This window comes from Streptococcus oralis, from assembly GCF_026782125.1.
In the GTDB taxonomy this organism is placed as follows: Bacteria; Bacillota; Bacilli; order Lactobacillales; family Streptococcaceae; genus Streptococcus; species Streptococcus oralis_CE.
In genome coordinates, this window is record NZ_JAKUVY010000003.1 from 192,933 (window position 1) to 218,674 (window position 25,742).

The following is a 25,742-nucleotide window of genomic DNA, read 5'->3' on the forward strand; positions in this document are numbered from 1 at the left end:
CAAAAAATCCCGCAGATTTGCGGGATCTTCTCTTGCATCAATGCGCCAACATTTCTTGGGCGATTTCTTGGCCAGATAGATTATCTGGGTAATAAGTTGGCCAGTTATCCATCTCTTCAAAGAGAGCTTCTTGGCTAGTACCTCCAAAGAAGATATGGAAATGTTCTGCCTTAACTGGGGCGATATTGTGGTCACTAAACTGAACATACTTGAACTGTCCAGCATCTGCATCTGTCGCTTCAAAGAGGAAGCGCACGCCACGATTGCCTTTCTTATAAGTCAAGATTTTCTTGCCGACATACTTGTAGGTGAATTTCTTGCTTTGGCCACCTTGGATGAATTCCATAGTGTTATCCGTGATGTTGATCTTGGTCACATCTGTCTGATAGCCTTTTCTATAGTAGTCCTTATACTCATCCTTGGTCATCTTGCCAGTCAACTTAGCCTTGTAGTCAAAGACTTGATCAAAAGTTCCATCTTCAAGGAAAGGATAGACAGACTGCCAGTTACCTGCATAGTCACTCAAGGTACGATCTTTGACGTCTGCATCCTCAAAGTAACCATTGTGAACTGTCTTGGTGTTTTCTTCCTTTTCTGGCTCGATTTCTGGTCCTTCTTGGTCTGTTGTTTGCTTCAAAGCCTTGAGGTTTTTCTCCATCACGGAGATATAGTCCTCACCGGCCTTGGTTGCTTCTTCTGTCAGACTTTCTAGCGGATTGAGCACATCTAGTTTGACACCCGTTTCTTTGGAAAGGGTATTGGCAAGGGCTTGAGAGGCATTCTCTTCAAAGTAGATATAAGAAATCTTGTTTTTCTTGATATACTCTGTCAACTCTGCTAAACGAGCTGCTGATGGTTCTGCGTCTGGTGAAAGACCTGAGATTGATACTTGCTTGAGACCGTAGTCCAAAGCAAGGTAGTTAAAGGCAGCATGCTGGGTCACAAAGCTCTTTTGTTTAGCTTGAGACAAGCCATCTGTGTAGGCCTTGTCCAAGGCTTGTAACTTCTCAATATAGGCAGCTGCATTCTTCTCAAAAGTCTCTTTTTTATCAGGATAATCTGCTGACAAGCTGTCACGGATATGCTCTACCAGTTTGATGGCGCGTGCTGGTGAAAGCCAAACGTGGGGATCGTAGTCATGATGGTGACCTTCACCCCCGTGATCATGACCTTCCTCTTCTTCCTCACCTCCTGGTAGGAGCAGCATATTGCCTGTCGCCTTGATAGTCTTAACTTTTTTCTTATCCAAGGATTCTAGCAATTTGGGAACCCAAGTTTCCATGTTTTCATTTTCATAGACAAAGGTATCTGCGTCTTGGATTTTGGCAACTGCCTTGGCGGAAGGTTCGTAGTCGTGAGGTTCTGTCCCAGCACCGATTAGAAGTTCTACATTAGCGGTATCTCCTGCGACTTGCTTGGTAAATTCATAGACAGGGTAAAAGGTTGTCACGATATTTAATTTCCCATCTGCCTGTTTTTGATTGGAACAAGCTACTAAGAATACTGTCACAAGACTTGCCAAAAGGAAGCTAAGTTTTTTCATTTTCGTCTCCTATTTGATATAACGCTTGAGTAGACTGACTAATAAAAAGACAGCTACAAAGATAATGGTAATACTAGCGCTGGCAGGTGTTTCCGCATAGTAGGAAATATAGAGACCTGCTACCATTCCCAAAAAGCCAATCGCACTAGCTAGTAACATAACGGATTTGAAGTTTTTCCCCAGACGAAGGGCAATACTAGCTGGCAAGACCATAATGGTTGACACTAACAAAGCTCCTGCAGCTGGAATCATGAGGGCAATGGCCACCCCTGTCACCATGTTAAAGAGGATAGACATAGTGCGGACAGGTAGCCCATCTACAAAAGCCGTGTCCTCATCAAAGGTCAGGATGTACATAGGACGTAAGAACAAGAAAGTCAAGAGCAAAACGACTGTAGCAATGACAAAGAGGGCAAGGACCTGCTCTTCACTGATAGTCACAATCGAACCGAAGAGGTATTGATCCAGACTCATGGAACTCGAACTTTTCCCCTTACTCATCACGATAAGGGAGACTGCAAGCCCTGTCGACATGAGGATGGCAGTCCCGATTTCCATAAAGTTCTTGTAAACCGTACGGAGATACTCCAGAAAGACCGCAGCTATCAAGACAATGACAATGGTCGAAATAGTTGGAGAAATCCCCAAAACCAGACCAAAGGCAACCCCTGACAAGGAAACGTGACTGAGAGTATCACTCATCAAACTCTGACGACGTAAGATAAGGAAGGTCCCAAGAACTGGTGAAAAGAGACTCATGGCAATGACAGCCAAGAAGGCCCGCTGCATGAAGTCATAGGATAACAAACTAAGCATGTTCCACCTCCTGGTCGCTTTCGTGAACGTTAAAACAACGCCACGGCGAGTCTTGGTTACGCACTAGATGGATATTGCGGTCTGCATAGGCCTTGACCTCCTCTGGATCATGCGTAATCATCAAAACGGCCTTACCATGATGGTGAGCACTGTGGTGCATGAGTTCGTAAAATTCATTTTTGCTCCCTGCATCCATCCCTGTCGTCGGCTCATCCAAGACAAAGATATCTGGGTCAGAAGCAAACATCCGTGCAATAACCGCCCGTTGCTTTTGCCCACCAGAGAGGGAACCAATCCGTTTATCACGGTGTTCCCACATACCAACTGAGTCTAGACTAGCCTTGATATGCTCCTCATCGTGGGCATTCAAACGACGGAACCAGCCCTTTCGCGGATAGCGACCCGACTTGACAAATTCATAAACCGTACTTGGAAAACCAGCATTAAAACTAGCAATCTGCTGGGGAAGATAAGCTATCCTAAGCTTTTTCCCATGAGTGTTTGTCTTTGAGATGGTTACCTTGCCAAATCTCGGCTGCAAGATGCCCAGACTAGCCTTGATAAGCGTCGTCTTGGCAGCCCCATTTTCACCAGTCAGGGTGACAAACTCCCCACTATCAACACTGTAGTTGATATGCTCGAGGACAGGTTCTTTGTCATAATAGAAAGACAAGTCCTCTACTGTAATATACCGCATTATTTGATTTCTCCTACTAAAGCAGTTAAAAACCGCTGGATGACTTCTTGTTCATTTGGAGTAAACTGATTTGCTACTTGTTCATAGGCTGAGAGCGTGTGTTCATGATGATGGTGGTGTTCTGCCGCTACTGGTCGAGCTAGCTCTGTCAGTTGATAAAAAATCACACGCGCATCCTTGGGATCTCTGGATGTCTCTAACATGCCCTCTTTGACCAAAGACTTGATAGCTTTGGTCACTGCCGCCTGACTGACATTGAGACGACGAGCCAACTCCGAGTTAGTTAAGGATTCTTCTGACAAGAGCATGAGGATGTGTTCCTGAGTATTGGTCAAGGCTACATCACTGGTGCAATGCCCGATCAGAATTTCATGCTGGTTCTCAGATCTCAAGATCACCTCGTTTAAAAAGTTATCGATTTCCTGTGCAAGCTGTCTCATGTGTTACTCCTTCCCTAGCTATCTTTTCGTAAAAAACATAGATAGCCACAGATTCTTTACTGGTTAATTATATCATAAACCAAAAAAGAGTCAAGGGAAAAAGGCGTAAAAACGTTTCCCTAGACTCTTCTAGATGTGAAATTTAACCTATTTTAGCTTTGGTTTTCTGCTCGATAAGATACCTGCCAGACCAGCTACCATTCCCATCAAGAGCAAGAAGATGGATTGTTCACTTCCTGTATTTGGGAGAGCTTTTTCTGAGACAACTGCCTTCTTGCTAAATTGACCTGCCACCTCATAAGTCAATGGCACATTCGTAGTCGCATCGCTAGCAGCTGCATTCGTTTGAGGCGTTTCTGCTGGTAGACTAAAGTTTTTAGAATCCACAGAAATCGTCCGTGAGTTCGGATTGATCTTTTCATACTGAGTCAAATCAGCGGTTTTCAGATAATCTTCAAAGGCAGCATCCATAGAAGGACCTTCTTCTCGCGCACCACCTAACATCGTGTAGCCATCGCCACCCGCAGCTAAGAAATCATTAGTTGCAAGATAGTATGTTTTTGCGAGGTCTAGAAGATCATAACGACCAGTTGTGCGGTTTTTGACCTGGATGCCCAAGACACGTTTACCTGATGGTAGATTGGTATCATAGTAGACCTTCACACCTGAAACTTGCAAGAAGCCACCACTTGGTTCTAGCAATGGTTGTCCGTTCTCATCCAAGACCTTCTTGCCATCCTTATCGACCTGCAAGATAGATCCGAGTGATTTTTCAAACATATCCAATACTTGTTGCCCAGTCACTTGGATTTGTGAGATGGTATTTCCAAATGGAAGAACGGCAATGACATTTCCTTTCGTAATCGGTTTGCCTTTTGCAATAGTTTCACGCAAGCCACCACCATTTGTAACAGCAATGTCAGTCGGATGACTAAATCCTGTCTGACCATACTGATAGAGGGAGTCCGCTACGACGTTTCCGAGGTTAGTTTCACGAACCCGAACATTTTCACGATCGCCGTTGAGTTCTACAGGACTGTTTGAAACGACTTCAACAGCATTTTCAGCATCGTATTTTTGTTTAATGTCTTTGACTAGTTTTTCAACTGTTGGATTGGCTGGTAATTTTTTAGCATCAGCAGCCGGAATCTGAGTTGGATTGCCCAAAAGCTGACGTGATTTGTAGGTGATTTTTCCTACATTATGAAGGTAGCTTCCTGTCTGGTTATAGGTAACATTATCTCCATAAGTCGTTGATTCTACTGTATGAGAGTGACCGTCGATTACTGTTACGCGTTTCCCTTTCAAACGAGGATTTTTAGACAAGGCTTCTGCCAAAGTTGAACCACGCCATTCGACTGGAGTTGTAGTATCCACACCCAAGTGAGCCAGCACAACATAGTGTTTGTAGTCCTTACCTTCTGCACGAGCCTTGGCTTGAACTTCTTCGATGACCTTATTGACTTCAGAGATTGGATCTGTAAAAGTTACTCCTTTGACATTTTTAGGGTGAGTTTTGGTAGCTGTTTCAGGTGTTGTCACGCCGATTACAACAAACTCATCACCTTCCACAGTCTTATCTTTATCAACGATTGTAGAAGCTTCAAAGAGACGAGCACCATTGACGTAGGTATTTGAGCTAAGTAATGGGAATTTCAAGATTTCCTTGTATTTTTTAGCTTCGTCCAAACCAAAGTCAAACTCATGGTTTCCTACTGCCATGGCATCATACTGCATCTGATTGAGAATTTCAGCGCGTGCTTCACCCTTTGTAGAGTTGGAAATCGGTAAACCTTGGAAGGCGTCTCCAGCATCTACGACGAGAGTCGTTTGATTTGATTTCGCGCGTTCCTGCTCGATGACAGTCGCTAGCTTAGCATCTCCAATAACTCCCTTTTCCTCTACGATACGACCGTGAACATCATTGGTGTGCAAGATAACGGTGTCTTTTTCTTCGCTTTTAGGAGATTCAACAGGAGCTTCCTTTGCTTCCGCCGATTCAGCACTTGTGAGACTTGCCACCTCTGTTGTTGGAGCTACAGGAGTTTCTGAAGTTGCTGGATTTGCTACGACTGCAGGACTTTCTGCAGGGGTAGCTGCTTCTTCAGCATAGACTTGTCCAGCTAAGAAGGCTGGAGCTAACAGGGCTGTCGACAAGACAGGTAACAAAGAACGTTTGTTCATTTTAAAATCCCTTTCTTTTCTTCTTTTCTATTACATTATACGCTATTTCTGAAAAAATTTAAACTTTTGACCTATTTCTCTCTCAAATATTCGCTATTTAACAAAAAAACTTGAACCAAAAAGTTCAAGTTTTTTCTTAATCTATTGAAAATCTTTGATCTTTCCATCATAGGTCGCCCAGTCCTTGCTGAAGAAGCGGTCATTCATTTTATAGTCTGGAGCTGGGGTCGGATCCGTTAAGAAGGGATTGACAACCTTATCAAAAGCTAGCCAACCCAACCAACCAATATGAATCGTATCCTTGACAAAGTAGGGATCTCCACCTTTTTTAGAAAAGTCAGCAATGTTGGTGAAACCCTGACTTTCTAACTGGTAACGAATTTTTTCAACAGCATGTTGGTACATTTCCTCGCTGAGCCCTGTATGGGCCACCCATTTTTTATTGACAGGCTGGATCACAAAAAGAACATTGACCTTTGATTTGGCAAATTGATTGAGAACCAACTGCAAATCATTGTATTCAGACGACTTGAGGAAATTGTAATTTTTTTGATAGCCCTTATACTTCTCGAGGTAGTCTTTCACCTGAGTCTTATAAAATTGATTTTCAATTCCCATATCGTTATTATTGGTATTGGCTTCTGCATCCTTTCGAGCAATTTTTTCTAACTCTTCATAAGAAAATTGATCCGGAAGATCTTTTAAATAGTTCTCCACATGTTCCTTGTACTTGAGTTTTCCTCGAATGGAAAATTGCCCAAATAGCGAAGCCTGACGCTCATTAAAACGTGCAAAAGCCTTGATAATAGCATGGTCGACCTCTGATAATTCCTCACCCTTTGACAGCTTCTCAACGATCCCCTTCATAGAGACTCCAGGATTTTGCTTTAAGAGACGTTTAGCTGCATGTTTGGCTGCTATATCTCCCGATTGATTCTCTAGAAAGGCTGTCAACTGATCGTTGTTAAAGTAGTTTTGGAAGAATGCTGGTTCATAGTCCTCCTCTGTAAACCACTGAGGCGAAATGACAAATACCGCCTGCTTTTCCTCGATTTCTGGCAAGATCTGCTGCATGCCGAAATACTGATTGAGAGAAGCTGCTCCTGCTTGCCCCAAAAAGTAAGGACGGTAGGGACGGCTATACTTCTCCGCCAAGACCGCTGGGTGCATGCTATCAAAACGAATCCACTCACTTGAGCCAAAAAAGGGAATAAAGCGCATATTTGGTTCCGTAAAGGCTCTCACTTTTTGACTTCTCTCTTTAAAACTTTCCGAACTAATCGCTGCCGCAGAATATTTCTCTTCCATCAAATTATGACTTGGATTGTTTGGATAGAAAAAGATTAGTAAGAAGACAAGAATACTAGCAAGAAGCAGAGGGCCAAAGATTAACCACAAGCGCTTAAGCATTCTGCAACTCCGTAATACCTTCTACGATTTTATTGGCTGTATTCCAGTCATCGCGACCGAACTCCGTCACTGGCACACGAATGTCAAAACGGTTTTCAATCTCAACAATCAATTCAACCGTTCCCATGCTATCCAAGACACCAGCATCAAAAAGATCTTCATCCATCATGTCAGAAACATCTTCCATAAACAACTCATCAATAATTTCAATAACTTCTGATTTGATATCCATTTTAATATCCTTTTATTTTTTAAACCACAAATCATTCAAAAATCCAGAAAAGATTAAGAATGAAACCATCACGACATGGAAGGTGACAACCATGCCAAGCAACTGAATCCAGCGATTCTCAGGTAAGGAACCCTTTCCAGCTTTTTTCCGTTCTTTATTGAGCGCTTTTTTCTTACGAAGCCAAGCGTCATTGATGACCAGCCCAATCCCATGGAAAAGTCCATAGGCGATATAGTACCAGGTCACACCATGCCAAAAGCCCATAATCAGCATATTGAGAATATAGGCTACACTTGAGGTCACATTGCGATTTTTAAAGACCTTCTTTCTGGTCAACACCATGACCATCCGCATAAAGACAAAGTCACGGAACCAGAAAGACAGACTCATGTGCCAGCGATTCCAAAACTCTTTTAAATCCCTTGACAAAAAGGGCTTGTTAAAGTTGATCGGACTATGAATACCCATCAAGTTTGAAATGGCTAAGGCAAACATAGAGTAGCCCGCAAAATCAAAGAAGAGCTCCAGACCAAAGGTGTACATGACCGCTAAAGCGTAGAGATTAAAGAAACCACCAGTCTGCAGGGCCAAGTTCTTTAAAGGAGGTAGCAAAATCTCTCCTAGAATATGGGCCAAGATAAACTTGTAGAGAAAGCCAAGCATGATATACTTGACAGCCCCTTCTAGCATGTTCATTAACTCATCCCGTTCAGGAATGGTCTCATAATTTTCATTGAAGCGTTTAAAACGATCAATGGGACCACTCGAGAAAGTCGGCATAAAGAGAAGAAAACGTAAGAATTGCCAAATCGTTAAATCCTTAATGACACCGTCTCTTAACTCAACGATAACCCCAACAGCACGAAAGGTTAGGTAAGAAATCCCTAAAAATCCAAACAAAGATTGAGGTCCATGAATAGCAGGAGATACTTTCACAAAGACAATAGGCAATAGAGATAAAAAGCTAACTAGGTAAAATATCCATTTACTATCCCGTTGTTTCCTGTATCTTTTGTAGAAAGATACAAGAAGTACTTGCCAGATAACATAAAGAGTAAAAGCGCTTATTTGATCCGTCTTCCCACCTGTCAACATGGCTAGGATAAAGAAAAGACTAACAAGCACCTCGTACAAGGCAAAACGTTTCTTGAAAAAAAGACCGATAAAGATGGGCAAGGTCGCTCCGATGATGTATAGAAAATACTGTGGATTCCCATAAGGTTCCAAATGAGGAAGCTGTTTGAAAAATTCCATCATCAGCTGTTTACCTCATTGATCAAGCCCTTGATGTCAATCTTACCATTAGGAGTCAGCGGTAGGCTATCCCGATAAAGGAATTTAGACGGCATCATATAGGACATCATGATATCAGTCAAGTCTTCCTTGATAGCCTTGGTAATATCGATATCACGTTCAAACTGTTCACGAACACCGTCCTTTAGGATGACATAGGCCAATAGATTTTGTACCTTGTGGTCTTTGTTATAACGTGGGACAGCGACAGCTGATTCAATAAAGCGAGACTTATTGAGATTTTGAGAGACATCTTCAAGCTCAATACGATAACCATTAAACTTAATCTGGAAGTCCATCCGTCCACCGTAGAGAAGCAAGCCCTCATCTGTCATAGTTCCCACATCTCCTGTGTGGTAAGCTGGAAGACCTTCGAACTCAAAAAAGGCTTCTGCTGTTTTTTCAGGATTGTTCATATAGCCTTTTGAAACAGCTGGTCCAGAAATGATGATTTCTCCCTGCTCACCATTGGGAACTTTCTTACCTTCCTCATCAAGGATAAAGGTCGGAGAATCCGCCTTGGTATAGCCGATCGGTAGACGTTTCATAGTTTCTAGCATCTTATCTGTAATTGCCACTGCCGATAAAGCCACTGTCGCTTCTGTCGGGCCGTAGGCATTGATGATACGGGCATTTGGGAAACGCTCACGCAGTTTTTGAGCTGTTTTGACCGTCAATTCTTCACCATCAAAGTAGAAATGCGTGATTCCTGGCATTTTCTCACTATTAAAGTCTTCTGACAACATAGCCATATCCGCAAAAGAAGGCGTCGAAGTCCAGATAGCGATGGGCAAGGAAAAGATGGTCGCAAAGAGTTTTTTGAAGTCCTGAGTAATGGCTGAAGGAAGAGCGAAAAGTGTACCACCTAGTGCCAAGGTCGGCGCCCAGTACATAACAGACAGGTCAAAAGAATAAGGCGGCTGGGCCAGCATTTGTGGACAACTTGGCGTCGCAAATTCCTTGTCTGTAATCATCCAGTTGGTAAAGCTGAGGAGATTGTCATGGGAGATCTGCACTCCCTTAGGCTTACCGGTCGTACCAGAAGTAAAGATAATGTAGTAATTATCATCTCCCTTGACTGGATGGTTCATCTCGTAGCTAGAAGCTTGAGCAAAAGCTTCATGGACTTGCTCTAAATTCAGCATCGGTATGCTAGTTTGCTCTAATGGAAAATTCGAGATGGCAATAATCAAACTTGGCTCTGCAACTTCTACGATAGCAGAAACTCGTTCCAAGGCCGAATGGCTGTCAATAGGAATGTAGGCATGACCTGACTTAGTTAGCGCTACAAAGGTAGCCAACATCTCATATTCCTGACCACCAAAAACGACGACTGGAGATTTTTCTGGCAAATTCAACTGATCAATGGCTGCAGCCAAACTATCCGAATCAACCTTCAAATCTCCATAAGTATGCTCTCGCCCCAAAACGTTGTAAACAGGATAACTAGCTTGTGTCTGAGCAAAGTGCTCAATCGTTTCAATCATATCAACTATGGGTTTATTTGACACAATAGGTTTTCTCCTTTGAGTTAAAATTCGTTATAGATAAAGCCACCTTGCCCCTGTCCAAGGTAACTAAAAAAATAAAGCAAACCAAGCAAAATAACGAAATACAGAAATGTTTGAGCAAAAAAAATATAAAATGTTCTCTTTTTTTTCATATTCGACTTCTTTTTTGTAAATTTTCAGAAAAGCTATGCAAATCAGCAATTACTGCCTTATCTTCCTAACATTTTACCACTTTATCAACCTTTTTTTCAACTGTTTACCATAACTTAAAAAATGGTTTTAGCTTATTTTAAGATAAGTTAAAATATTAATGTTTTGGTCATTAAAAAAGAGCCTGAGACTTCCATCTCAAACTCTATTGACAATAACTCTTTTATCTTAGAAAAGTGAAAATACGAGGACTGCCAAGGCTGCACCAATGATAGGCCCTACAACTGGAATCCAAGCATAAGACCAGTCTCCGTCTCCCTTATTTGGAATTGGTAAGATGCTGTGCATGATGCGAGGGCCAAGGTCACGAGCTGGGTTCAAGGCATAACCCGTTGTCCCACCTAGTGAAAGACCGATACCGACAATCAAGGTCCCCACTGCAAAGGTCCCTAATCCTGCCTGAAGGTCATAGAGACCCAAAGCAAAGATTGTCAATACCAAGACAAAAGTCCCAAGGATTTCACTAACCAAGTTGGATACTGTGTTCTTGATTGCTGGTCCAGTACTAAAGGTCGCTAGGATATTGCCTGCATTTTCTTCTGCCTCATAGTGTGGTTTGAATTGCAACCAAACCAAAATCTGAGCCACCATCGCTCCAGCGAACTGAGCTAGGATATATGGGAATACTGAAGCCCAAGGCAAGTCACCTTTTAAGGCTACACCAAGCGTCACAGCTGGGTTTAAGTGTGCAGGACTAAGTTTGCCAGATACAAAGACGGCAACCGCAACGGCGATCCCCCATCCCATCGTGATGACGATCCACCCTGAATTGTTACTCTTGGTTTTAGGAAGAACCACACCTGCTACAACACCATTTCCTAGGAGGATAAGGATTAAGGTCCCCAAAAATTCTCCAAATAATTCTTTCATCATATCGTTGTCTCCATTTAAAAGAAGGAAAGAGAAGGCAAGGAAGGCTTGCCTCCCTCTCTTCTAGTTTTTCTTAATTTTTTAATGCCGCTAGATCATTTTGAGCAAGAGCTGCTTCAACATCCGTACGGTAGGCTGCTTTTTCTTCTTCTGACCAATCATAGAATCGTCCCATTTCATCCAGAACTGGCTCCACAATGCTATCCAAACTATCACGCATAAAGAGCATGTGGTTGGTACGGCGAAGGAGGAAGTCAACTGGGCTCAGAGCCAACTCATTGCGCATTGCATAGTGAAGGGACAAGGTATCTGCCAAGCTGAGTCCTGGCGCTTGTTCCAAGCTGTGAGCAAGGGCAAAGACTTTCGGTGCATTTGAACCGTAGAGATTTGCTAGGTAATGAGCTTCCTTGCTATCCAAGCCACGTGACACTCCAAGTTGCGCAAAGGCTTCAATTTCTGAGTCCACATTTGCTGGGTTCAATTCTCCACCTGAAACTGGATAAGTCTTAGAATTGATGAGTTTAAAGCTACGGTCAAATTCTGCTTTGAGGATATCAACCACGCGCTCCATAGCCCCTTCAGCCATCTTACGGTAGTCTGTGATTTTACCACCAGCAAGGGTCAAGAGGCCATTGTCATCACGGTCCAAGCTTGAACCACGTGAAACTGCAGATGGGTCCAAATGTTTCTCAGATGTGCTGCTTTCAAGCTTGCTAACAGCAGATTCAACATCTTCACGCGTTTTTTCTTTCGATAGATAAGCTTCGACAGTCGCAATCAAGCTGTTAAAGCTTTCGTCGCTAATGGTACCGTTATTTCCGCCGTTGTAGTCAGAAGCGCTATTGCCTGCGATCAATGGACGAAGACCAGCCCAGCTACTTTCGATATCATCAATGGTGATATTTGCTTCTGGGAAGCGGTTGTTGACAATATCAAGTAGATAATCCACATCTTCCTGCGTCACTTTTGGATGTTCCAAATCACCTGTGTAGTCTGTATCGGTTGTCCCAAAGTAGGTCTTGTTTTCACGTGGGAGAACAAAGACCATACGACCATCTCCCAAACCTGTGTCAAAGTAAACTGGCTGTGAAACCTTGATCTTACTTGAATCCACTACCAAGTGAACTCCCTTGGTTGGACGCATTTGTGAGAATTGCGTTCCCTTATTAGACAGATTGCGTACCTTGTCGCTCCATGGACCTGTCGTGTTGATAACCAAACGAGCCTTGATTTCAAAGACTTGGTCTGTCAACAAATCACGAGCTACAACACCTGTAATCTTGCCACTTTCGTCAAAGAGGAAACCTTCTGCCCTAACGTGGTTGGCAATGAGGGCACCATCTTGATTGGCACGTTTAATGTTTTCAATCACGAGACGCGCATCATTGTTACGGAAGTCAAGGTAAACCCCACCTCCTACCAAGCCTTCTTTTTTCAAGTTTGGCTGGCGTTCCAAGACTTCTTCTTTGCTCAAGACCTTGTTAGCAGCTGGCGTGTTGCTAACACCTGCCAAAAGGTCGTATAAGTCCATGGCTACTTTGAGACGGAAGAGGCTAAAGGTCGCTCCATCTTCATCGTAAACTGGCAAGAGCATTGGATCTGGTTTTGGAATATGTGGAGCGATTTGTTGGACTACTGCACGTTCAGAAACTGTATCTGATACCACTTCCACGTCAAATTGTTTGAGGTAACGCAGACCTCCGTGGACCAGTTTAGTCGAACGGCTAGAAGTCCCTTCTGCAAAGTCCTGCATTTCAATCAAACCAGTGTCAAGACCACTGGCTGCAGCCTGCAAAGCTACACCAGCTCCTGTAATCCCTCCACCAATAATCAAGAGATCCAAGGTACGTTCCTGCATTTTTTTAATTGACAATTCACGTGTTTTCTTTGAAAATTCCATATTTACACACTTTCTAACTGAGTCGCTTTATTCTTTCAGTATTAGTCATCGATTTCCGCAAAGACTTGCGTTGCTTTCACAGCCTTCTTCCAGCCCTTATAGAGTTGTTCCTTGCGCGATTCGTTCATCGATGGCTCAAAGAGTTCTCCTGTCTCGTTCAAGAGTTTCAACTCATCCAAGTTCTTCCAGTAGCCCACTGACAATCCTGCCAGGAAGGCTGCACCTAGGGCAGTTGTTTCCAAGTTTTTAGCGCGTGCGATATCAATTCCCAAGATGTCAGCTTGGAACTGCATGAGGAAGTTGTTCATGGCTGCACCACCATCTACCTTCAAGACTTGGATAGCTGTCTGCGCATCCACTTGCATGGTGTCGATGATGTCACGTACTTGATAAGCGATAGATTGCAAAGTCGCCTTGATAAAGTCTTCTTTAGTTGTTCCACGAGTCAAGCCAAAGACAGATCCTCGAGCATTTTGGTTCCAGTATGGTGCCCCTAGACCTGTAAAGGCAGGTACGACATAAACTTCGTCATTATTGTGAGAATTGAGAGCATATTTTTCAGACTCTGGTGAGTTTTCCACCATGCGAAGACCGTCACGAAGCCATTGAATGGCACTTCCTGCGATGAAGATAGAACCTTCCAAAGCATAGTAAACCTTGCCGTTAATACCATAACCAATCGTTGTCAAGAGGTTGTTTTCAGACAACTGCATCTCTTCACCAGTGTTCATGATGATGAAGGAACCAGTTCCGTAAGTATTCTTAACCATGCCAGGCTCAAAAGCTAACTGTCCAAAGAGAGCTGCCTGCTGGTCACCAGCCATACCAGAGATTGGCACTTCTCCACCGTAGAAATGGAATGGAGCTGTCTTGCCGTAGATTTCAGAGTTAGAACGAACCTCTGGAAGCATAGCCTTAGGAATATTGAGGATTTCCAAAATCTCATCATCCCATTTAAGATCCTTGATGTTATAAAGCATGGTACGGGCTGCGTTTGAGTAGTCGGTCACGTGAGCTGCACCGTCAGTCAATTTCCAAACCAGCCAAGTATCAATTGTACCAAAGAGCAATTCACCCTTTTCAGCTCGCTCTTGAGCACCTTCTACATGGTCTAAAATCCAACGAACCTTGGTAGCAGAGAAGTAAGCATCAATGATCAAACCAGTCTTTTCATGGAATTTTTCCACATAACCTTGGCTTTTTAGTTGTTCAGCTAGAGGAGCAGTTTGGCGTGATTGCCAAACGATAGCATTGTAGATAGGGAGCCCTGTTTTCTTATCCCAGACGACAGTAGTTTCACGTTGGTTGGTAATTCCGATTGCCTCGATTTGACTTGGTTTCACACCACTTTCGATGAAAGCACCTGCAATAACTGACTGAACCGAGTTCCAAATTTCATTGGCGTTGTGCTCTACCCAACCTGCTTGAGGGAAAATCTGAGTGAACTCTTTTTGACTCGAGCTGACCTTTTCTCCTTTTTTGTTAAAAATGATGGCACGAGAACTAGTTGTTCCTTGGTCAATAGCCATGATGTATTTTTCTTGTGACATGTGCTGTCCTCCTGATAAAATCTTGAGGGGGTTCCCCTTTACAGTAACTAGTATACAAAATAAAGCGCTTTCTTGTTTATCAATTTTTTTAAAATTTTAAAAAAAAGTGAGGAGATTGTGCGAATTTCACAAAAAAGACCTGAAAATTCAGGCCTTTTAGGCAAAGAGCATCTGACGAATCTTCGCCAAATCTTCCATATCCAAATCATTTTTCAAATAGTAGACGGGTGTTTGTTCTTTCTTATGAATCGGGTTGTTGGTAACCAGCAAGTCATAATGACGAGTACGGTCATAGGCTTCGATGCTAATGAAGCGATTGTACTCCAAATATCGTTTTAAAAGGGCCGACATTCTCGAAAAAACAAGGAAGCCTGCTGTTAGATCTAGCCCTATTCTCAGATGTTTTCCTATATTTTCTGCCATATACTCCATCAACTGAAGCCATTCCCAGAGGATTTTCTTATCCAAATCCGTCCCCTGATGAAAGGCTGGCAAGGTGGCAAAAATTTTCTGAGCAATATTTCGAAAGTCATGCTCCATCAGCAAATAAGGGTGCCGATGCTCAATCTGATACTTGTAGCGATCTTGCAAGATATAGCCCTTGTAGAGATAAACTTGACCACAAAGCTGACTCAGTTCATAGGTGACATGGTCCTCTGTATAGTCCCCCAGCAGCTCCTCCTTCTTCATTTCCTGGATTATTTGTGTCAGTAAAGCCGCAAGTTCTCCCCCAAATCCAAGAATATACTCCATAGTATGAAGGGGCAAGATACGATGGGAAAGGAGAAACGAAAAGAAAATCATCATCTCCCCATCCTCAGTTCCTAGAGGAATGTGCTGCCCACCAAAAAAAGAAGAAGCCTTGCCAAGTAGACGAATGTAGAAAATATTGTCAAAATACCCTCGCATTTTTTCTTCTATGACTTGAAACTGACAGGCGTTAACCCGAAGGCGCTGTTGACTGATATGATTCCAGAGAACCAAGTCCAATTTCTGACCCGAAGACAAGCTAGAACCGCAGATTTCTTCTAGGGTAGCAATATCCTGCTTTCTCTCCGCTTTCTGCATATGACTTTCCCACTCCTGACTGGACCAGACCTTGCGGAAAAGGCAGAAATAAAAGTAACGAATCTGATGCTCTGGACCTCGCCAACGACCATTTTGGATGGATAAGTCAAACTCTGACAAAATATGATTTAGACTAGCTAAGTGACGACCAAGCGTGGCCTCGCTAATCATCAATTCTTGAGCCAGTTGATGGGCTAGGAACTGTTGGTGATAGAGAAGGTAAACCAAAATTTGGTACTTAATGGCATTATCTAGAAACAAGCTCCGAATCTCTCTCCCCTTGGTAGCTGCACCAATCGACAAACGCAGATTTTCATCTTCCAAGTGGATGGTCAGCTCTAGTCCTCTTTCCAAGGCATTTTCGTTAATCAGAGAGATATACTTGGTTAAGGTCGCCTTTGAAAATCCTGTTTCTTCCATGGCTTTCTTGACTGTTGTCTGCGAATCTTGTAATAGAAAGGAAAGGACTAAAAATTGACCAGATTCGGCTTTTTCCATCAAATCACCTAAATACATTTGTTACCCCTTTCATTTTCTCCTACAAGCATAGCATAAATCTTTCAAATGCGGAAATAATCTGTTTTTCATTTTATTTTAAAGCTAATTTCCTCGTCATTATTCCTCAGAAACAGCAAACACACGGCTCCCCCTTTGAGCATTTTTATGCTAAAATAGTAGCTATGGATAAAATTATTAAAACAATATCAGAAAGCGGAGCCTTTCGTGCTTTTGTCCTTGATAGCACTGAAACCGTCCGCACTGCTCAAGAAAAACATCAAACCCAAGCCAGTTCAACCGTCGCACTTGGTCGCACCCTTATCGCTAGCCAAATTCTCGCAGCCAATGAAAAAGGAAATACTAAACTAACAGTTAAAGTTCTGGGAACCAGCTCTCTCGGTGCCATCATCACAGTCGCAGATACCAAGGGCAATGTTAAAGGCTACGTTCAAAATCCAGGTGTTGACATCAAAAAGACCACAACAGGTGAAGTCCTAGTCGGACCTTTTGTCGGCAATGGCCAATTTCTCGTTATCACAGACTACGGCACTGGAAATCCTTACAACTCCATGACTCCTCTCATCTCTGGAGAAATCGGTGAAGACTTGGCCTACTACCTGACTGAAAGCCAACAAACCCCTTCAGCAGTCGGCCTCAATGTTCTTTTAGACAAAGACGACAAGGTCGAAGTTGCCGGTGGTTTTCTTCTCCAAGTATTGCCAGGAGCCAAGGAAGAGGAGATTGCTCGCTTTGAAAAACGCATCCAAGAAATGCCAGCTATCTCGACACTTCTTGAAAGCGACGACCATATCGAAGCCCTTCTCAAGGCCATCTACGGTGACGAGGCTTACAAACGCCTATCTGAAGAAGAAATCCGTTTCCAATGTGACTGTAGCAAAGATCGTTTTATGAACGCTCTTGCCAGCCTTCCAAATTCAGACCTTGAAGAAATGAAAGAGGAAGACCACGGGGCAGAAATCACTTGTCAATTCTGCCAAACAACTTATAACTTTGATGAAAACGACCTGGAGGAACTCATTCGTGACAAATCTTAATACACCTTTTATGATTGGCAATGTTGAGATTCCCAATCGTACTGTTTTAGCACCCATGGCTGGTGTCACCAACTCAGCATTTCGTACCATCGCAAAAGAGCTCGGAGCTGGACTCGTTGTAATGGAGATGGTCTCTGACAAGGGAATCCAATACAATAACGAAAAAACTCTTCACATGCTTCATATCGATGAAGGAGAAAATCCGGTTTCTATCCAACTCTTTGGTAGCGACGAAGATAGTCTCGCCCGCGCAGCAGAATTCATTCAAGAAAACACCAAGACTGATATCGTCGATATCAACATGGGCTGTCCAGTTAACAAAATCGTGAAGAACGAAGCTGGTGCTATGTGGCTCAAGGACCCAGATAAGATCTACTCTATTATCAACAAGGTCCAATCTGTCCTTGATATACCCCTCACTGTCAAAATGCGCACTGGCTGGTCTGATTCATCCCTAGCCGTGGAGAATGCCCTAGCTGCTGAGGCTGCTGGTGTCTCTGCCCTCGCCATGCACGGTCGTACACGTGAACAAATGTATACTGGTCACGCTGACCTTGAGACCTTGCACGACGTAGCCCAAGTCCTAACCAAGATTCCATTTATCGCCAACGGTGACATCCGTACGGTCCAAGAAGCCAAACAGCGTATCGAAGAAGTCGGGGCTGACGCTGTTATGATTGGTCGCGCTGCCATGGGAAACCCCTACCTCTTCAACCAGATCAATCACTATTTTGAAACAGGAGAAATTCTCCCTGACTTGACTTTCGAAGACAAGATGAAAATTGCCTACGAACATTTGAAACGCTTGATTAACCTCAAAGGAGAAAACGTAGCCGTTCGTGAATTCCGCGGCCTCGCTCCTCACTACCTTCGGGGAACATCTGGCGCTGCCAAACTTCGTGGAGCCATTTCACAAGCTAACACCCTAGCAGAGATTGAAGCCCTCTTGCAATTAGACAAAGCATAATACACAAAAAAACCGTAACTCGCTTGAGTTTACGGTTTTTTTATCCTAGGAAATCCTAGATACTATTATTGAATCAAGGCAACGCTCGAAACTTTACCATCCGCACCTGTTGTAATTTGAATGATTTTTCCACCACCGATTTTGGCATTATACTTGCCATCATCAAGTGTGTAAGAGTAGCCTCTGATAGAATAGTTTTCTTTCTTTCCATCTGCAGTTTCTACTGTAAATTGGCCTCCTGATGAAACTGTAATAGTTTCGCCATTAGCTCCCTTCCAGTTGCCTGCAGCTGCTGAGAAATCACCATCCACCATGGTTAAAACACCCTTGTAGCGTTTGTTGTGTTCTGCTTGCTTGTCTTGAAGTTTGCGGTCAGTTGTTGGATCATAGCTTGACTGGTTAGACTGGTCTTGAGAGCCTTGCTGAGTTGATGGTGCCTGAGATGGGGCTTGTTGACTAGGAGCTGCTTGTTCTTGTCTTGATTCAGGTGCTGGTTTCGCTTGTGACTGATCTGCCGTTGTAGAAGACTGACCAGAAGATGCCTGAGCCTTTTCAGATGAAGCTGAGCTTGAAGATTTTTGAGTCTTGCTTTCTTTACTAGAAGAAGCCGCTTTGGAACTTGATGACTGACTTGTTTTTGCAGAGCTGCTAGTTTGAGTGGTTTCATTTTTATTTCCACAAGCTCCCAGTAGCAAGGTAGAAGCCAATACAGTCGCTGCCATCAATTTGATATAGGTTTTCTTTTTCATTTTTCTACTCCTTTGTAACATCCTTGAAATGTTAAGAAATCTTTTTGTAATATAATTGTAACATTGGACTTTGAATCTGTCAACTATTTAGAGAAACTATTTTAAAAAATTTCTCTCTACTATTTCTATTCGTAATTGAAACGAAAAAATAGAAAAATTCTTAGATTAGAGTCCTATTTTTTGTATCGCTCTTGTGTAATCGCTTGCATTGTGTTAGACAAAGGAATATAATAACATTGAAATAGAATATAGGAGGTGCACTCTTATGCTAAATAAGTATTACAAGTATCTTCCTTGGTTGATTTTGGGAGCTATTGGCTCTTATCAATCAGCCACTTACTATGCGCGAACTGCATTTGATGTCTTCTATCTGACTGCAATCTTTATGATTGTCTACATCGCTTTGTTATTTTTACATGAGAACTATCTCAAGTATCGATATAAAGACTTCTTTACTCACATGTTGAGTAATCCTAAGAAAGATAGCCATTCATAAAAAATGATGATAAATAAAGAGGTCGGGAACTTTTCCCGACCTCGCTTTTTATTTCAATCGATAGGTTTTTCTTGGTTTCTTTTTAGGAACTCGTTTGAGTCCGACTTCTTCTACATATTCGCCGTATTTTACGAGAAAGTTATTGCTGACGATTGGGCGACCTGGGTTGATGAGATTGACCAGTTCAGTCCCTTCATAGACAGTGAACTCCTCCTCTAGCAGATAAAGGAAGGTAGGATTCCAGTCAAGTCGCCCTTGGATTCGTTTGATGGATTCTTGGATAATGGCATAATGGTCAAAGGCGAAGGCTCTCTCCTCCAACTCTACTCCCTCTAAGAAGCACTTGCCCGTCTGAAAATCCACATCTACAAAAACCACATCCTTGGCATCGTCTCCAGCCTGAACGAGGTCTAAGGCACGACTAGGCAGGTACACCAAGTGGGCAATGGTCACCGTCCAGCCCCGTGGATCACGACCGGGGGTCGATACGGTCATCAATTGCTCGATTTTTTCCAAAGGAAGATCGAGATTGACTTCTTCTCTCACTTCGCGCTGACAGGCATGTGCAGCATCTTCTCCCTTGTCCATAAAGCCTCCAACCAGAGCCAAACAGTTTTGATAAGGGTGGGCCTTGCGACGGATCAGTAAGAGCTTGATCTTTCCTTCGACAAAGCAGTAGGCCACCATATCTACTGTCACACTTGGTTTTTCATATTGAGGGAGTTCCTGCTTGTAGTACCAATCCAAAAACTCCTCCTGACTGGCATGGATTTCAAAATATTCTTTTTCCGTCATCCCTGTTGGAATCTTCGTATCTACCATTTTAAACCTCCTTTCGAACTGCCTTGGTCCATTGGTACCATCCCACTAGACTGTTGAGTGTGTAAACCCAGTACATCCCTTGGATGTGGATATTTTCACCCCACCAGAGGTAGATACTAAAGAGATTGGTTGCAATCCAGAAAATCCATTGCTCACGGTAGAGACGTGTCATCAAGAGCTGACCAACACCATTGGTCGCATCGGTTACACTATCACGGAAAGGGCGAGCACTATGGATACTTTGGTAAGCCAAGCCCATGCCAATCCAGATGATGGCAGTCAAGGCCAAGTACTTGAGCCAGTCAAGTACAGATAATTTCTTAGCTTCAAAGTGGGATTCTTCTGGTTTTCCTTGGTCATTGATACGATTGGACAACCAAGCATAGAGACCAATCGGCTGCATGACAAAGAAGTAAACGGTCGTCAAGACTTCGCCATAAAAAGTTGCATTCATGGCCAAAATCAAATAGATAGCCGAGTTAATAGCCCCAAAGAGATAATTGCTTGCGCGCCCTTCTGCTACCAATATAACACAGACAATCCCAGTCCAGGATGCAAACAAGCTCAGCCAGTCATGACTTTCCGTATTTTGAGTGAATTCCAAGATTAAGGGAACACTTGACAAGGCGATGAGATACAACCACTGAAAAAGACTACGGCCGACAAAGAGATCTTTCCAGAGCAAACGCATGGTTCCTGCAAAACCAATCTTGTGAGCTTCTGCATGGACATTTTTAAAATTTTCGATAAATTGTGTGATTTTTTTAGTTACTGTTTTCATAATTTTCTCCTAATCTGCTTGGTAAATGGCATCGATAGCCACTTTTGCTGCTTCATAATTCCCTAGATAATCCTCCGCTAGATAAACTAGTGGAATGTTGGTTAAGTATCGCTCTCTCATCTGGTCCAAATGCTGGGAAAAACTGTGACGAATGTGGTCTTCTGCCATGGTCATATCTCTAAATCCGTCATTGACATAGGAACCGACAGGTTGCACAAAGAGAATCAAGTCCCATTTTTCCTTAGCCAAGATCGAAACAAAAAGATTGTCAAAGGTTTCTCCTGATAAGTCCTCTTGAGCCTCAGCCTCCATGTAATAATCATAGTAGCCCTTGGTTACTAAGGAGTTGGTGTCAGCTATCACTAGGCCTCGATTGGCATTGCTATCGATTAGTTTTGAGGTCTGGTCATACTGCCCTAAAAGGAGATAATAATAATCCTTTGGGGTCAATTCATCGTCGCGGACATTGTTTTTGATCTGGTACTCACGCGCGTATTCCAGACTAACGGGCGCATCGTAATACCTTGCCAAATCCTTGGCTAGAGTAGTCTTCCCATTGCTGGCACTTCCCATAATCAACACTTTCTTGGTGAACTGACGACGGAAGGGCTGAGCGATGTATTTCCAATATTTGCTTGGATTTTCTCGAATCATAGTCGCTGAGATACCAAACTTTCTTTCTTGCAAGACGGTGCCAAATCCACGTCTAGATAGCTCTTGCTGGTATTCATCTTCTCCCACAAAAAAAGTCAATTCTTGCTGGGTTTCATCATAGGAAATCTCCGCTAACATCTGGTCCAACCACTCCTGCCAACCCATAGGGTAACGGGGAAGGTTGGTCTCATCCAGCTTGCAGACAGAGGTCAACTCATCGTCACGAAAAGCCTCTCTGATATAGCGAAACCTTTTTTGAAGAGTTAAGCCTATCTGCTCCCCTCGGTCTCCCTCGTATCCTGAAACGACTACCCAGACCTGGTCACACTGACGCTTCGCTCGCTGGATCAGATCGATATGCCCTTGATGGAGAGGGGCAAAGGTCCCAAATACCACTGCTGTTTTCTTTTTCATAAATGTTTTACCTTTTTATAATTTTCGATATTTTTATTTTCTATGTTTTTATTATATACTATATTTTTGTTTTGTCAATAGTTTTTTATCATTTTTTATAAAAAAGTAGCAAAAAAGAATCAGGATTACTCCTGATTCTCCATTTTTAAGCAATATCAAATTTTAATTGACCAGCTTTGACACCGATTTTGAGGGTCTTGCCTGCTACCAGTTCTCCCTTGAGGAGGAGTTCTGCTAGCTTGTCTTCCACTTCTGTTTGCAGAGTTCTGCGAAGTGGACGGGCACCCATTTCTGGATTGTAACCGTGACTAGCTAGCAACTTCAGTGCCGAAGCTTGTAGTTTCAAGTCGATACCCTTCTCTGCCAGGCTAGCAATCAATGGTTTCACCATGATCTTGACAATTTCCTGCATGTGTTCACTATCCAAGCTATGGAAGACCACCTTTTCATCAATACGGTTGATAAACTCAGGTCGATAAGCTTTTTTCAACTCTTCGAAGATGCGTTTTTCCATATTCTCCTGGTCAAAACGAATGTCCTTGGCCCCAAAACCAACTGTCTTGTCATCACGAAGGGCTGTCGCACCAAGGTTTGACGTCATGATGATGATGGTATTTGAAAAGTCAACCTTACGCCCCTTGCTATCTGTCAAGACACCATCGTCCAGAACCTGCAAGAGGACATTAAAGATGTCTGGGTGGGCCTTTTCTACCTCGTCAAAGAGAAGCACTAAGTAAGGTTTGTTGCGAACCTTCTCGGTCAACTCCCCACCTTCTTCGTAGCCTACATAGCCAGGAGGGGCTCCATTGAGACGGCTAGCTGCGAATTTCTCCATATACTCACTCATATCAAAGCGGATAAGGGCTGATTCGTCATCAAAGAGGACTTCTGCCAATGCCTTGGCCAATTCGGTCTTCCCGACACCCGTCGGTCCTAGGAACATAAAGGAACCAATCGGACGCTTGTGGCTGCGAATTCCTGACTGGTTGCGGCGAATGGCACGGCTAATACTTGAAACAGCTTGATCTTGACCGATGACACGTTTGTGCAGTTCCGCTTCGAGGTTAAGGTACTTCTTAGCATCTGTTTGCGTCAGTTTTTGGACTGGAATCCCTGACAAGCGACTCAAAGTAGTCAGGATTTCAGTCTCTGTTACCAAGTCTTTATAGACAGGGACTTCCTGCTCTTTTGCGATTAGCTGGGCTGCTTGTTTCCACTTGCCATCCATCAAGGCCTTGTCAGCTGGACTCAAGTCAGATTCGTCTGCTTTCACATGCTTGGATTTGTTTTGCACAGTTGCTGCCGCCTCATCCAAGAGGTCGATAGCAGAGTCTGGCAAGTGACGACTGGTCAAGTAACGATGTGCCATCTTAACAGCTGTTTCGACAGCTTCATCTGTGATTTTCACACGATGGTGTTTCTCATAGGTAGCCTTCAACCCTTGCAGAATAGTCATGCTATCAGCTAAACTTGGCTCTTCAATCGTCACTTTGGCAAAACGACGAGAAAGGGCAGCATCTTTTTCGATGTGTTTTTGATATTCTTCCTGAGTGGTTGCACCAACCGTTCTCAAAGTTCCACGAGCCAAGGCTGGCTTCAAGATATTGGCCGCATCCAGCGTCGAATCAATACCACTACCAGAACCCATGATGGTGTGGAGTTCATCGATAAAGAGGATTACTTTGCCATCTTCCTCGATATCCTTGATGATATTGTTCATGCGCTCTTCAAAATCTCCACGGAAACGTGTCCCCGCAACAACATTCATCAAATCAAGCTCCAAAACGCGCATCTTGGCCATTTCCGCAGGTACATCCCCACTAGCAATACGCTGGGCAAGGCCAAGGGCCAGAGCTGTTTTCCCGACACCAGCATCTCCAACCAAGACAGGATTGTTCTTGGTCTTTCGACTCAAAATCTGAATCATACGTGAGATTTCCTTGTCTCGACCGATAACTGGCTCTAACTTGCCAGAGCGCGCTTGCTCCGTCAGGTCATGCGTGTAGTCCTCTAGACCGCCACTTGGATTCTGAGGCATGCCCATCATATTGGCCATGGAATTTTGCTTGTCAGTTACTGTGCGATGACGTTGACGCAAAGCCTTGAGATCTTCTCTTGTCCATCCTGCACGTTCTTCTAGATTGCGACGAAGAGCAGCAATTCTGACCTGATCTTTCTGGTCTTCATAAGAAAAGCCTGCTCTCTCCAAGATGCGAGTTGCCAAGGCATTGCCGTCATGCAAGATTGCATAGAGAACATGCTCTGTCCCTAGCACCTTTGCGTGGACCACTGAGGCTACATACTCTGCTTCTGCAAAGAGAACCTCCAAACGATGGGAAAAGGGTAATTCCGTAAAGGTTTCATCTTGGCTATAGTCCGTTTCAGTCAGTTCCAACGCAACCTCTTCTAAACGGTCCATTTCATAAGGATAATCGTTTAAAGTCGCACCTGCCACACTGTAACTGTGATTGGACATGGCAATCAACAAGTGCCAAGACTCTAAGTAACGAGCTCCAAAATGGCTCGCAACCATGTAGGCACTTTCGATACATTCATTCAATGCTTTTGAATAGTTCATCTTACTTCTCTTTTCTATCTACCTCTTGTAATAGCTGTCGGAGCATATTGGCACGGACAACTGAGGATTCTTCTCCTAGGACACGATCTGTTGCTACTGAAGTCAGCAAGGTCATTTCCTGCTTGGTCATCAAGTCCTGCTCCACCAAAAGCTGGAGAATATCCTCATAAATCTCCTGACTAACTCGCTCTCCGATTGAATAAAGCAAATCGCGTAGCATCTCGTGATGATTGGAAAACTCAATACGCCCTATGCGAATGTAACCTCCACCACCTCGTTTACTCTCAACTAAGTAACCTCTACTTTCCGTAAAGCGGGTCTTGATGACATAGTTGATCTGGCTCGGTACAACCTGGAAGGTATCTGCCAACTGGCTCCGCTGCAATTCCACGATACCAGATTGGTCTAAAATCGCCTTGATATAGGCTTCGATATGATCTGATGTATTTTTAAATCTCATAGTAAATCAAACTCCTTCTTTGAACCTTGACTATCTTTGACTATTATACCGAAATTTTTGATTTTTTTAAAGGAAAAGGGAACGAGTAAAATAAAATATTGTGAGATCTTCAACTTTAACCGCCTTCATTAGACAGTTTACATCTTGTGGAGTGATATAAACTAATAGTCTCAAAACAAAAAAGCCCCTAGAAAACGAATTTTCTAGAGACTTTCTCTATCAAGTTTAAGAGAGAAGTAGAATTCTCACTTACCAAGTTTCATGTTTCTTCTACAAAAGCTTAAGCTTTACGTTTTACGAAGAATACCAATCCGCTCAATGCCAATACTACAAATCCAATTGCTGAGAAGATAGATGTTGCTTCACCTGTGTTTGGAAGTTCAGCTTTATCTTTAGTCTCAGTAGCTGGAGGTGTTGGTTTTGAATCCTCTTTTTGTCCTGGATCATTTGGTTTTGTTCCTGGTTCATTTGGATCTGGCGTTGGGTTTGGATTTGGTGCTGGGTTTGGATCCGGTGTTGGGTTTGGATTTGGTGCTGGGTTTGG

The 25,742-nt window shown here is 43.2% G+C and carries 24 protein-coding genes; 3 read left to right on the forward strand and 21 right to left on the reverse strand.

Annotated features, from left to right (window positions below; translation table 11 throughout):
* Positions 1–37: 37 nt before the first annotated feature.
* The 14 genes from MK385_RS04240 to MK385_RS04305 form a co-directional block, all read right to left on the reverse strand.
* Entirely contained in the window at positions 38–1,543 is a 1,506-nt protein-coding gene (locus tag MK385_RS04240) for a zinc ABC transporter substrate-binding protein AdcA (RefSeq protein WP_268725378.1), read from the reverse strand.
* 9 nt (positions 1,544–1,552) lie between these two features.
* Complete coding sequence (locus tag MK385_RS04245) at positions 1,553–2,359, reverse strand: metal ABC transporter permease (RefSeq protein ID WP_042767601.1); 807 nt, start codon at positions 2,357–2,359, stop codon at positions 1,553–1,555.
* Entirely contained in the window at positions 2,352–3,056 is a 705-nt protein-coding gene (locus MK385_RS04250; protein ID WP_129313611.1) for a metal ABC transporter ATP-binding protein, read from the reverse strand. Before MK385_RS04250 ends, MK385_RS04245 begins: the two co-directional genes overlap by 8 nt.
* Positions 3,056–3,496 carry a zinc-dependent transcriptional regulator AdcR gene (adcR, locus tag MK385_RS04255; RefSeq protein ID WP_001249325.1) on the reverse strand — a complete coding sequence of 147 codons (441 nt, stop codon included), beginning with the start codon at positions 3,494–3,496 and terminating at the stop codon, positions 3,056–3,058. Before adcR ends, MK385_RS04250 begins: the two co-directional genes overlap by 1 nt.
* Before the next feature lie 147 nt (positions 3,497–3,643).
* Positions 3,644–5,680 carry a cell surface ecto-5'-nucleotidase Nt5e gene (nt5e, locus tag MK385_RS04260; protein WP_268725379.1) on the reverse strand — a complete coding sequence of 679 codons (2,037 nt, stop codon included), beginning with the start codon at positions 5,678–5,680 and terminating at the stop codon, positions 3,644–3,646.
* A 141-nt stretch (positions 5,681–5,821) separates the two neighbouring features.
* On the reverse strand, positions 5,822–7,090 hold the full coding sequence (dltD, locus tag MK385_RS04265) for a D-alanyl-lipoteichoic acid biosynthesis protein DltD (RefSeq protein WP_268725380.1): 1,269 nt from the start codon (positions 7,088–7,090) through the stop codon (positions 5,822–5,824).
* A complete protein-coding gene (gene dltC, locus MK385_RS04270; protein WP_000351973.1) occupies positions 7,083–7,322 on the reverse strand; it encodes a D-alanine--poly(phosphoribitol) ligase subunit DltC in 240 nt (79 codons plus the stop codon). Before dltC ends, dltD begins: the two co-directional genes overlap by 8 nt.
* 12 nt (positions 7,323–7,334) lie before the next feature.
* Positions 7,335–8,579, reverse strand: coding sequence for a D-alanyl-lipoteichoic acid biosynthesis protein DltB (dltB, locus tag MK385_RS04275; RefSeq protein WP_268725381.1), 1,245 nt, complete (start codon positions 8,577–8,579; stop codon positions 7,335–7,337).
* Positions 8,579–10,126, reverse strand: coding sequence for a D-alanine--poly(phosphoribitol) ligase subunit DltA (dltA, locus tag MK385_RS04280; protein ID WP_268725382.1), 1,548 nt, complete (start codon positions 10,124–10,126; stop codon positions 8,579–8,581). Before dltA ends, dltB begins: the two co-directional genes overlap by 1 nt.
* 20 nt (positions 10,127–10,146) lie before the next feature.
* Positions 10,147–10,278, reverse strand: a complete 132-nt coding sequence (locus tag MK385_RS04285; RefSeq protein ID WP_129313615.1) for a teichoic acid D-Ala incorporation-associated protein DltX — start codon at positions 10,276–10,278, stop codon at positions 10,147–10,149.
* A 226-nt stretch (positions 10,279–10,504) separates the two neighbouring features.
* Positions 10,505–11,209, reverse strand: a complete 705-nt coding sequence (locus tag MK385_RS04290; protein ID WP_129313616.1) for an MIP/aquaporin family protein — start codon at positions 11,207–11,209, stop codon at positions 10,505–10,507.
* 70 nt (positions 11,210–11,279) lie between these two features.
* Positions 11,280–13,106: a type 1 glycerol-3-phosphate oxidase gene (gene glpO / locus MK385_RS04295; protein WP_129313617.1), complete on the reverse strand. Its 1,827-nt coding sequence runs from the start codon at positions 13,104–13,106 to the stop codon at positions 11,280–11,282.
* 41 nt (positions 13,107–13,147) lie between these two features.
* Complete coding sequence (glpK, locus tag MK385_RS04300) at positions 13,148–14,656, reverse strand: glycerol kinase GlpK (protein ID WP_000076795.1); 1,509 nt, start codon at positions 14,654–14,656, stop codon at positions 13,148–13,150.
* 156 nt (positions 14,657–14,812) lie between these two features.
* Entirely contained in the window at positions 14,813–16,240 is a 1,428-nt protein-coding gene (locus MK385_RS04305; protein ID WP_129313618.1) for a helix-turn-helix domain-containing protein, read from the reverse strand.
* Positions 16,241–16,404: 164 nt separating this feature from the next.
* On the opposite strand from MK385_RS04305, the gene hslO reads away from it, so the two are divergent.
* On the forward strand, positions 16,405–17,277 hold the full coding sequence (hslO, locus tag MK385_RS04310) for an Hsp33 family molecular chaperone HslO (protein ID WP_125413849.1): 873 nt from the start codon (positions 16,405–16,407) through the stop codon (positions 17,275–17,277).
* Positions 17,264–18,244: a tRNA dihydrouridine synthase DusB gene (gene dusB, locus MK385_RS04315; protein ID WP_185755562.1), complete on the forward strand. Its 981-nt coding sequence runs from the start codon at positions 17,264–17,266 to the stop codon at positions 18,242–18,244. The genes hslO and dusB overlap by 14 nt, the downstream gene beginning before the upstream one ends.
* A gap of 65 nt (positions 18,245–18,309) precedes the next feature.
* Here the strand turns inward: dusB and MK385_RS04320 are convergent, their stop codons facing one another.
* A complete protein-coding gene (locus MK385_RS04320) occupies positions 18,310–18,993 on the reverse strand; it encodes a hypothetical protein (protein WP_125413847.1) in 684 nt (227 codons plus the stop codon).
* 265 nt (positions 18,994–19,258) lie between these two features.
* On the opposite strand from MK385_RS04320, the gene MK385_RS04325 reads away from it, so the two are divergent.
* Positions 19,259–19,489, forward strand: coding sequence for a hypothetical protein (locus MK385_RS04325; RefSeq protein WP_042767590.1), 231 nt, complete (start codon positions 19,259–19,261; stop codon positions 19,487–19,489).
* 48 nt (positions 19,490–19,537) lie between these two features.
* Here MK385_RS04325 and MK385_RS04330 read toward each other — a convergent pair whose 3' ends face one another.
* The 6 genes from MK385_RS04330 to MK385_RS04355 form a co-directional block, all read right to left on the reverse strand.
* Positions 19,538–20,311: an NUDIX domain-containing protein gene (locus MK385_RS04330; RefSeq protein WP_125413846.1), complete on the reverse strand. Its 774-nt coding sequence runs from the start codon at positions 20,309–20,311 to the stop codon at positions 19,538–19,540.
* Between the two features lies 1 nt (position 20,312).
* Positions 20,313–21,092, reverse strand: a complete 780-nt coding sequence (pnuC, locus tag MK385_RS04335; protein ID WP_125457080.1) for a nicotinamide riboside transporter PnuC — start codon at positions 21,090–21,092, stop codon at positions 20,313–20,315.
* A gap of 9 nt (positions 21,093–21,101) precedes the next feature.
* Positions 21,102–22,160, reverse strand: a complete 1,059-nt coding sequence (locus MK385_RS04340) for an AAA family ATPase (RefSeq protein ID WP_125457079.1) — start codon at positions 22,158–22,160, stop codon at positions 21,102–21,104.
* A 145-nt stretch (positions 22,161–22,305) separates the two neighbouring features.
* On the reverse strand, positions 22,306–24,738 hold the full coding sequence (locus MK385_RS04345; protein WP_268725383.1) for an ATP-dependent Clp protease ATP-binding subunit: 2,433 nt from the start codon (positions 24,736–24,738) through the stop codon (positions 22,306–22,308).
* Between the two features lies 1 nt (position 24,739).
* Positions 24,740–25,198 (reverse strand): CtsR family transcriptional regulator, encoded by a 459-nt coding sequence (locus tag MK385_RS04350; protein ID WP_001211258.1) that lies wholly within the window; start codon positions 25,196–25,198, stop codon positions 24,740–24,742.
* A 280-nt stretch (positions 25,199–25,478) separates the two neighbouring features.
* Positions 25,479–25,742, reverse strand: a 264-nt coding sequence (locus MK385_RS04355; RefSeq protein ID WP_268725384.1) for an LPXTG cell wall anchor domain-containing protein, incomplete at its 5' end; no start/stop codon positions are given.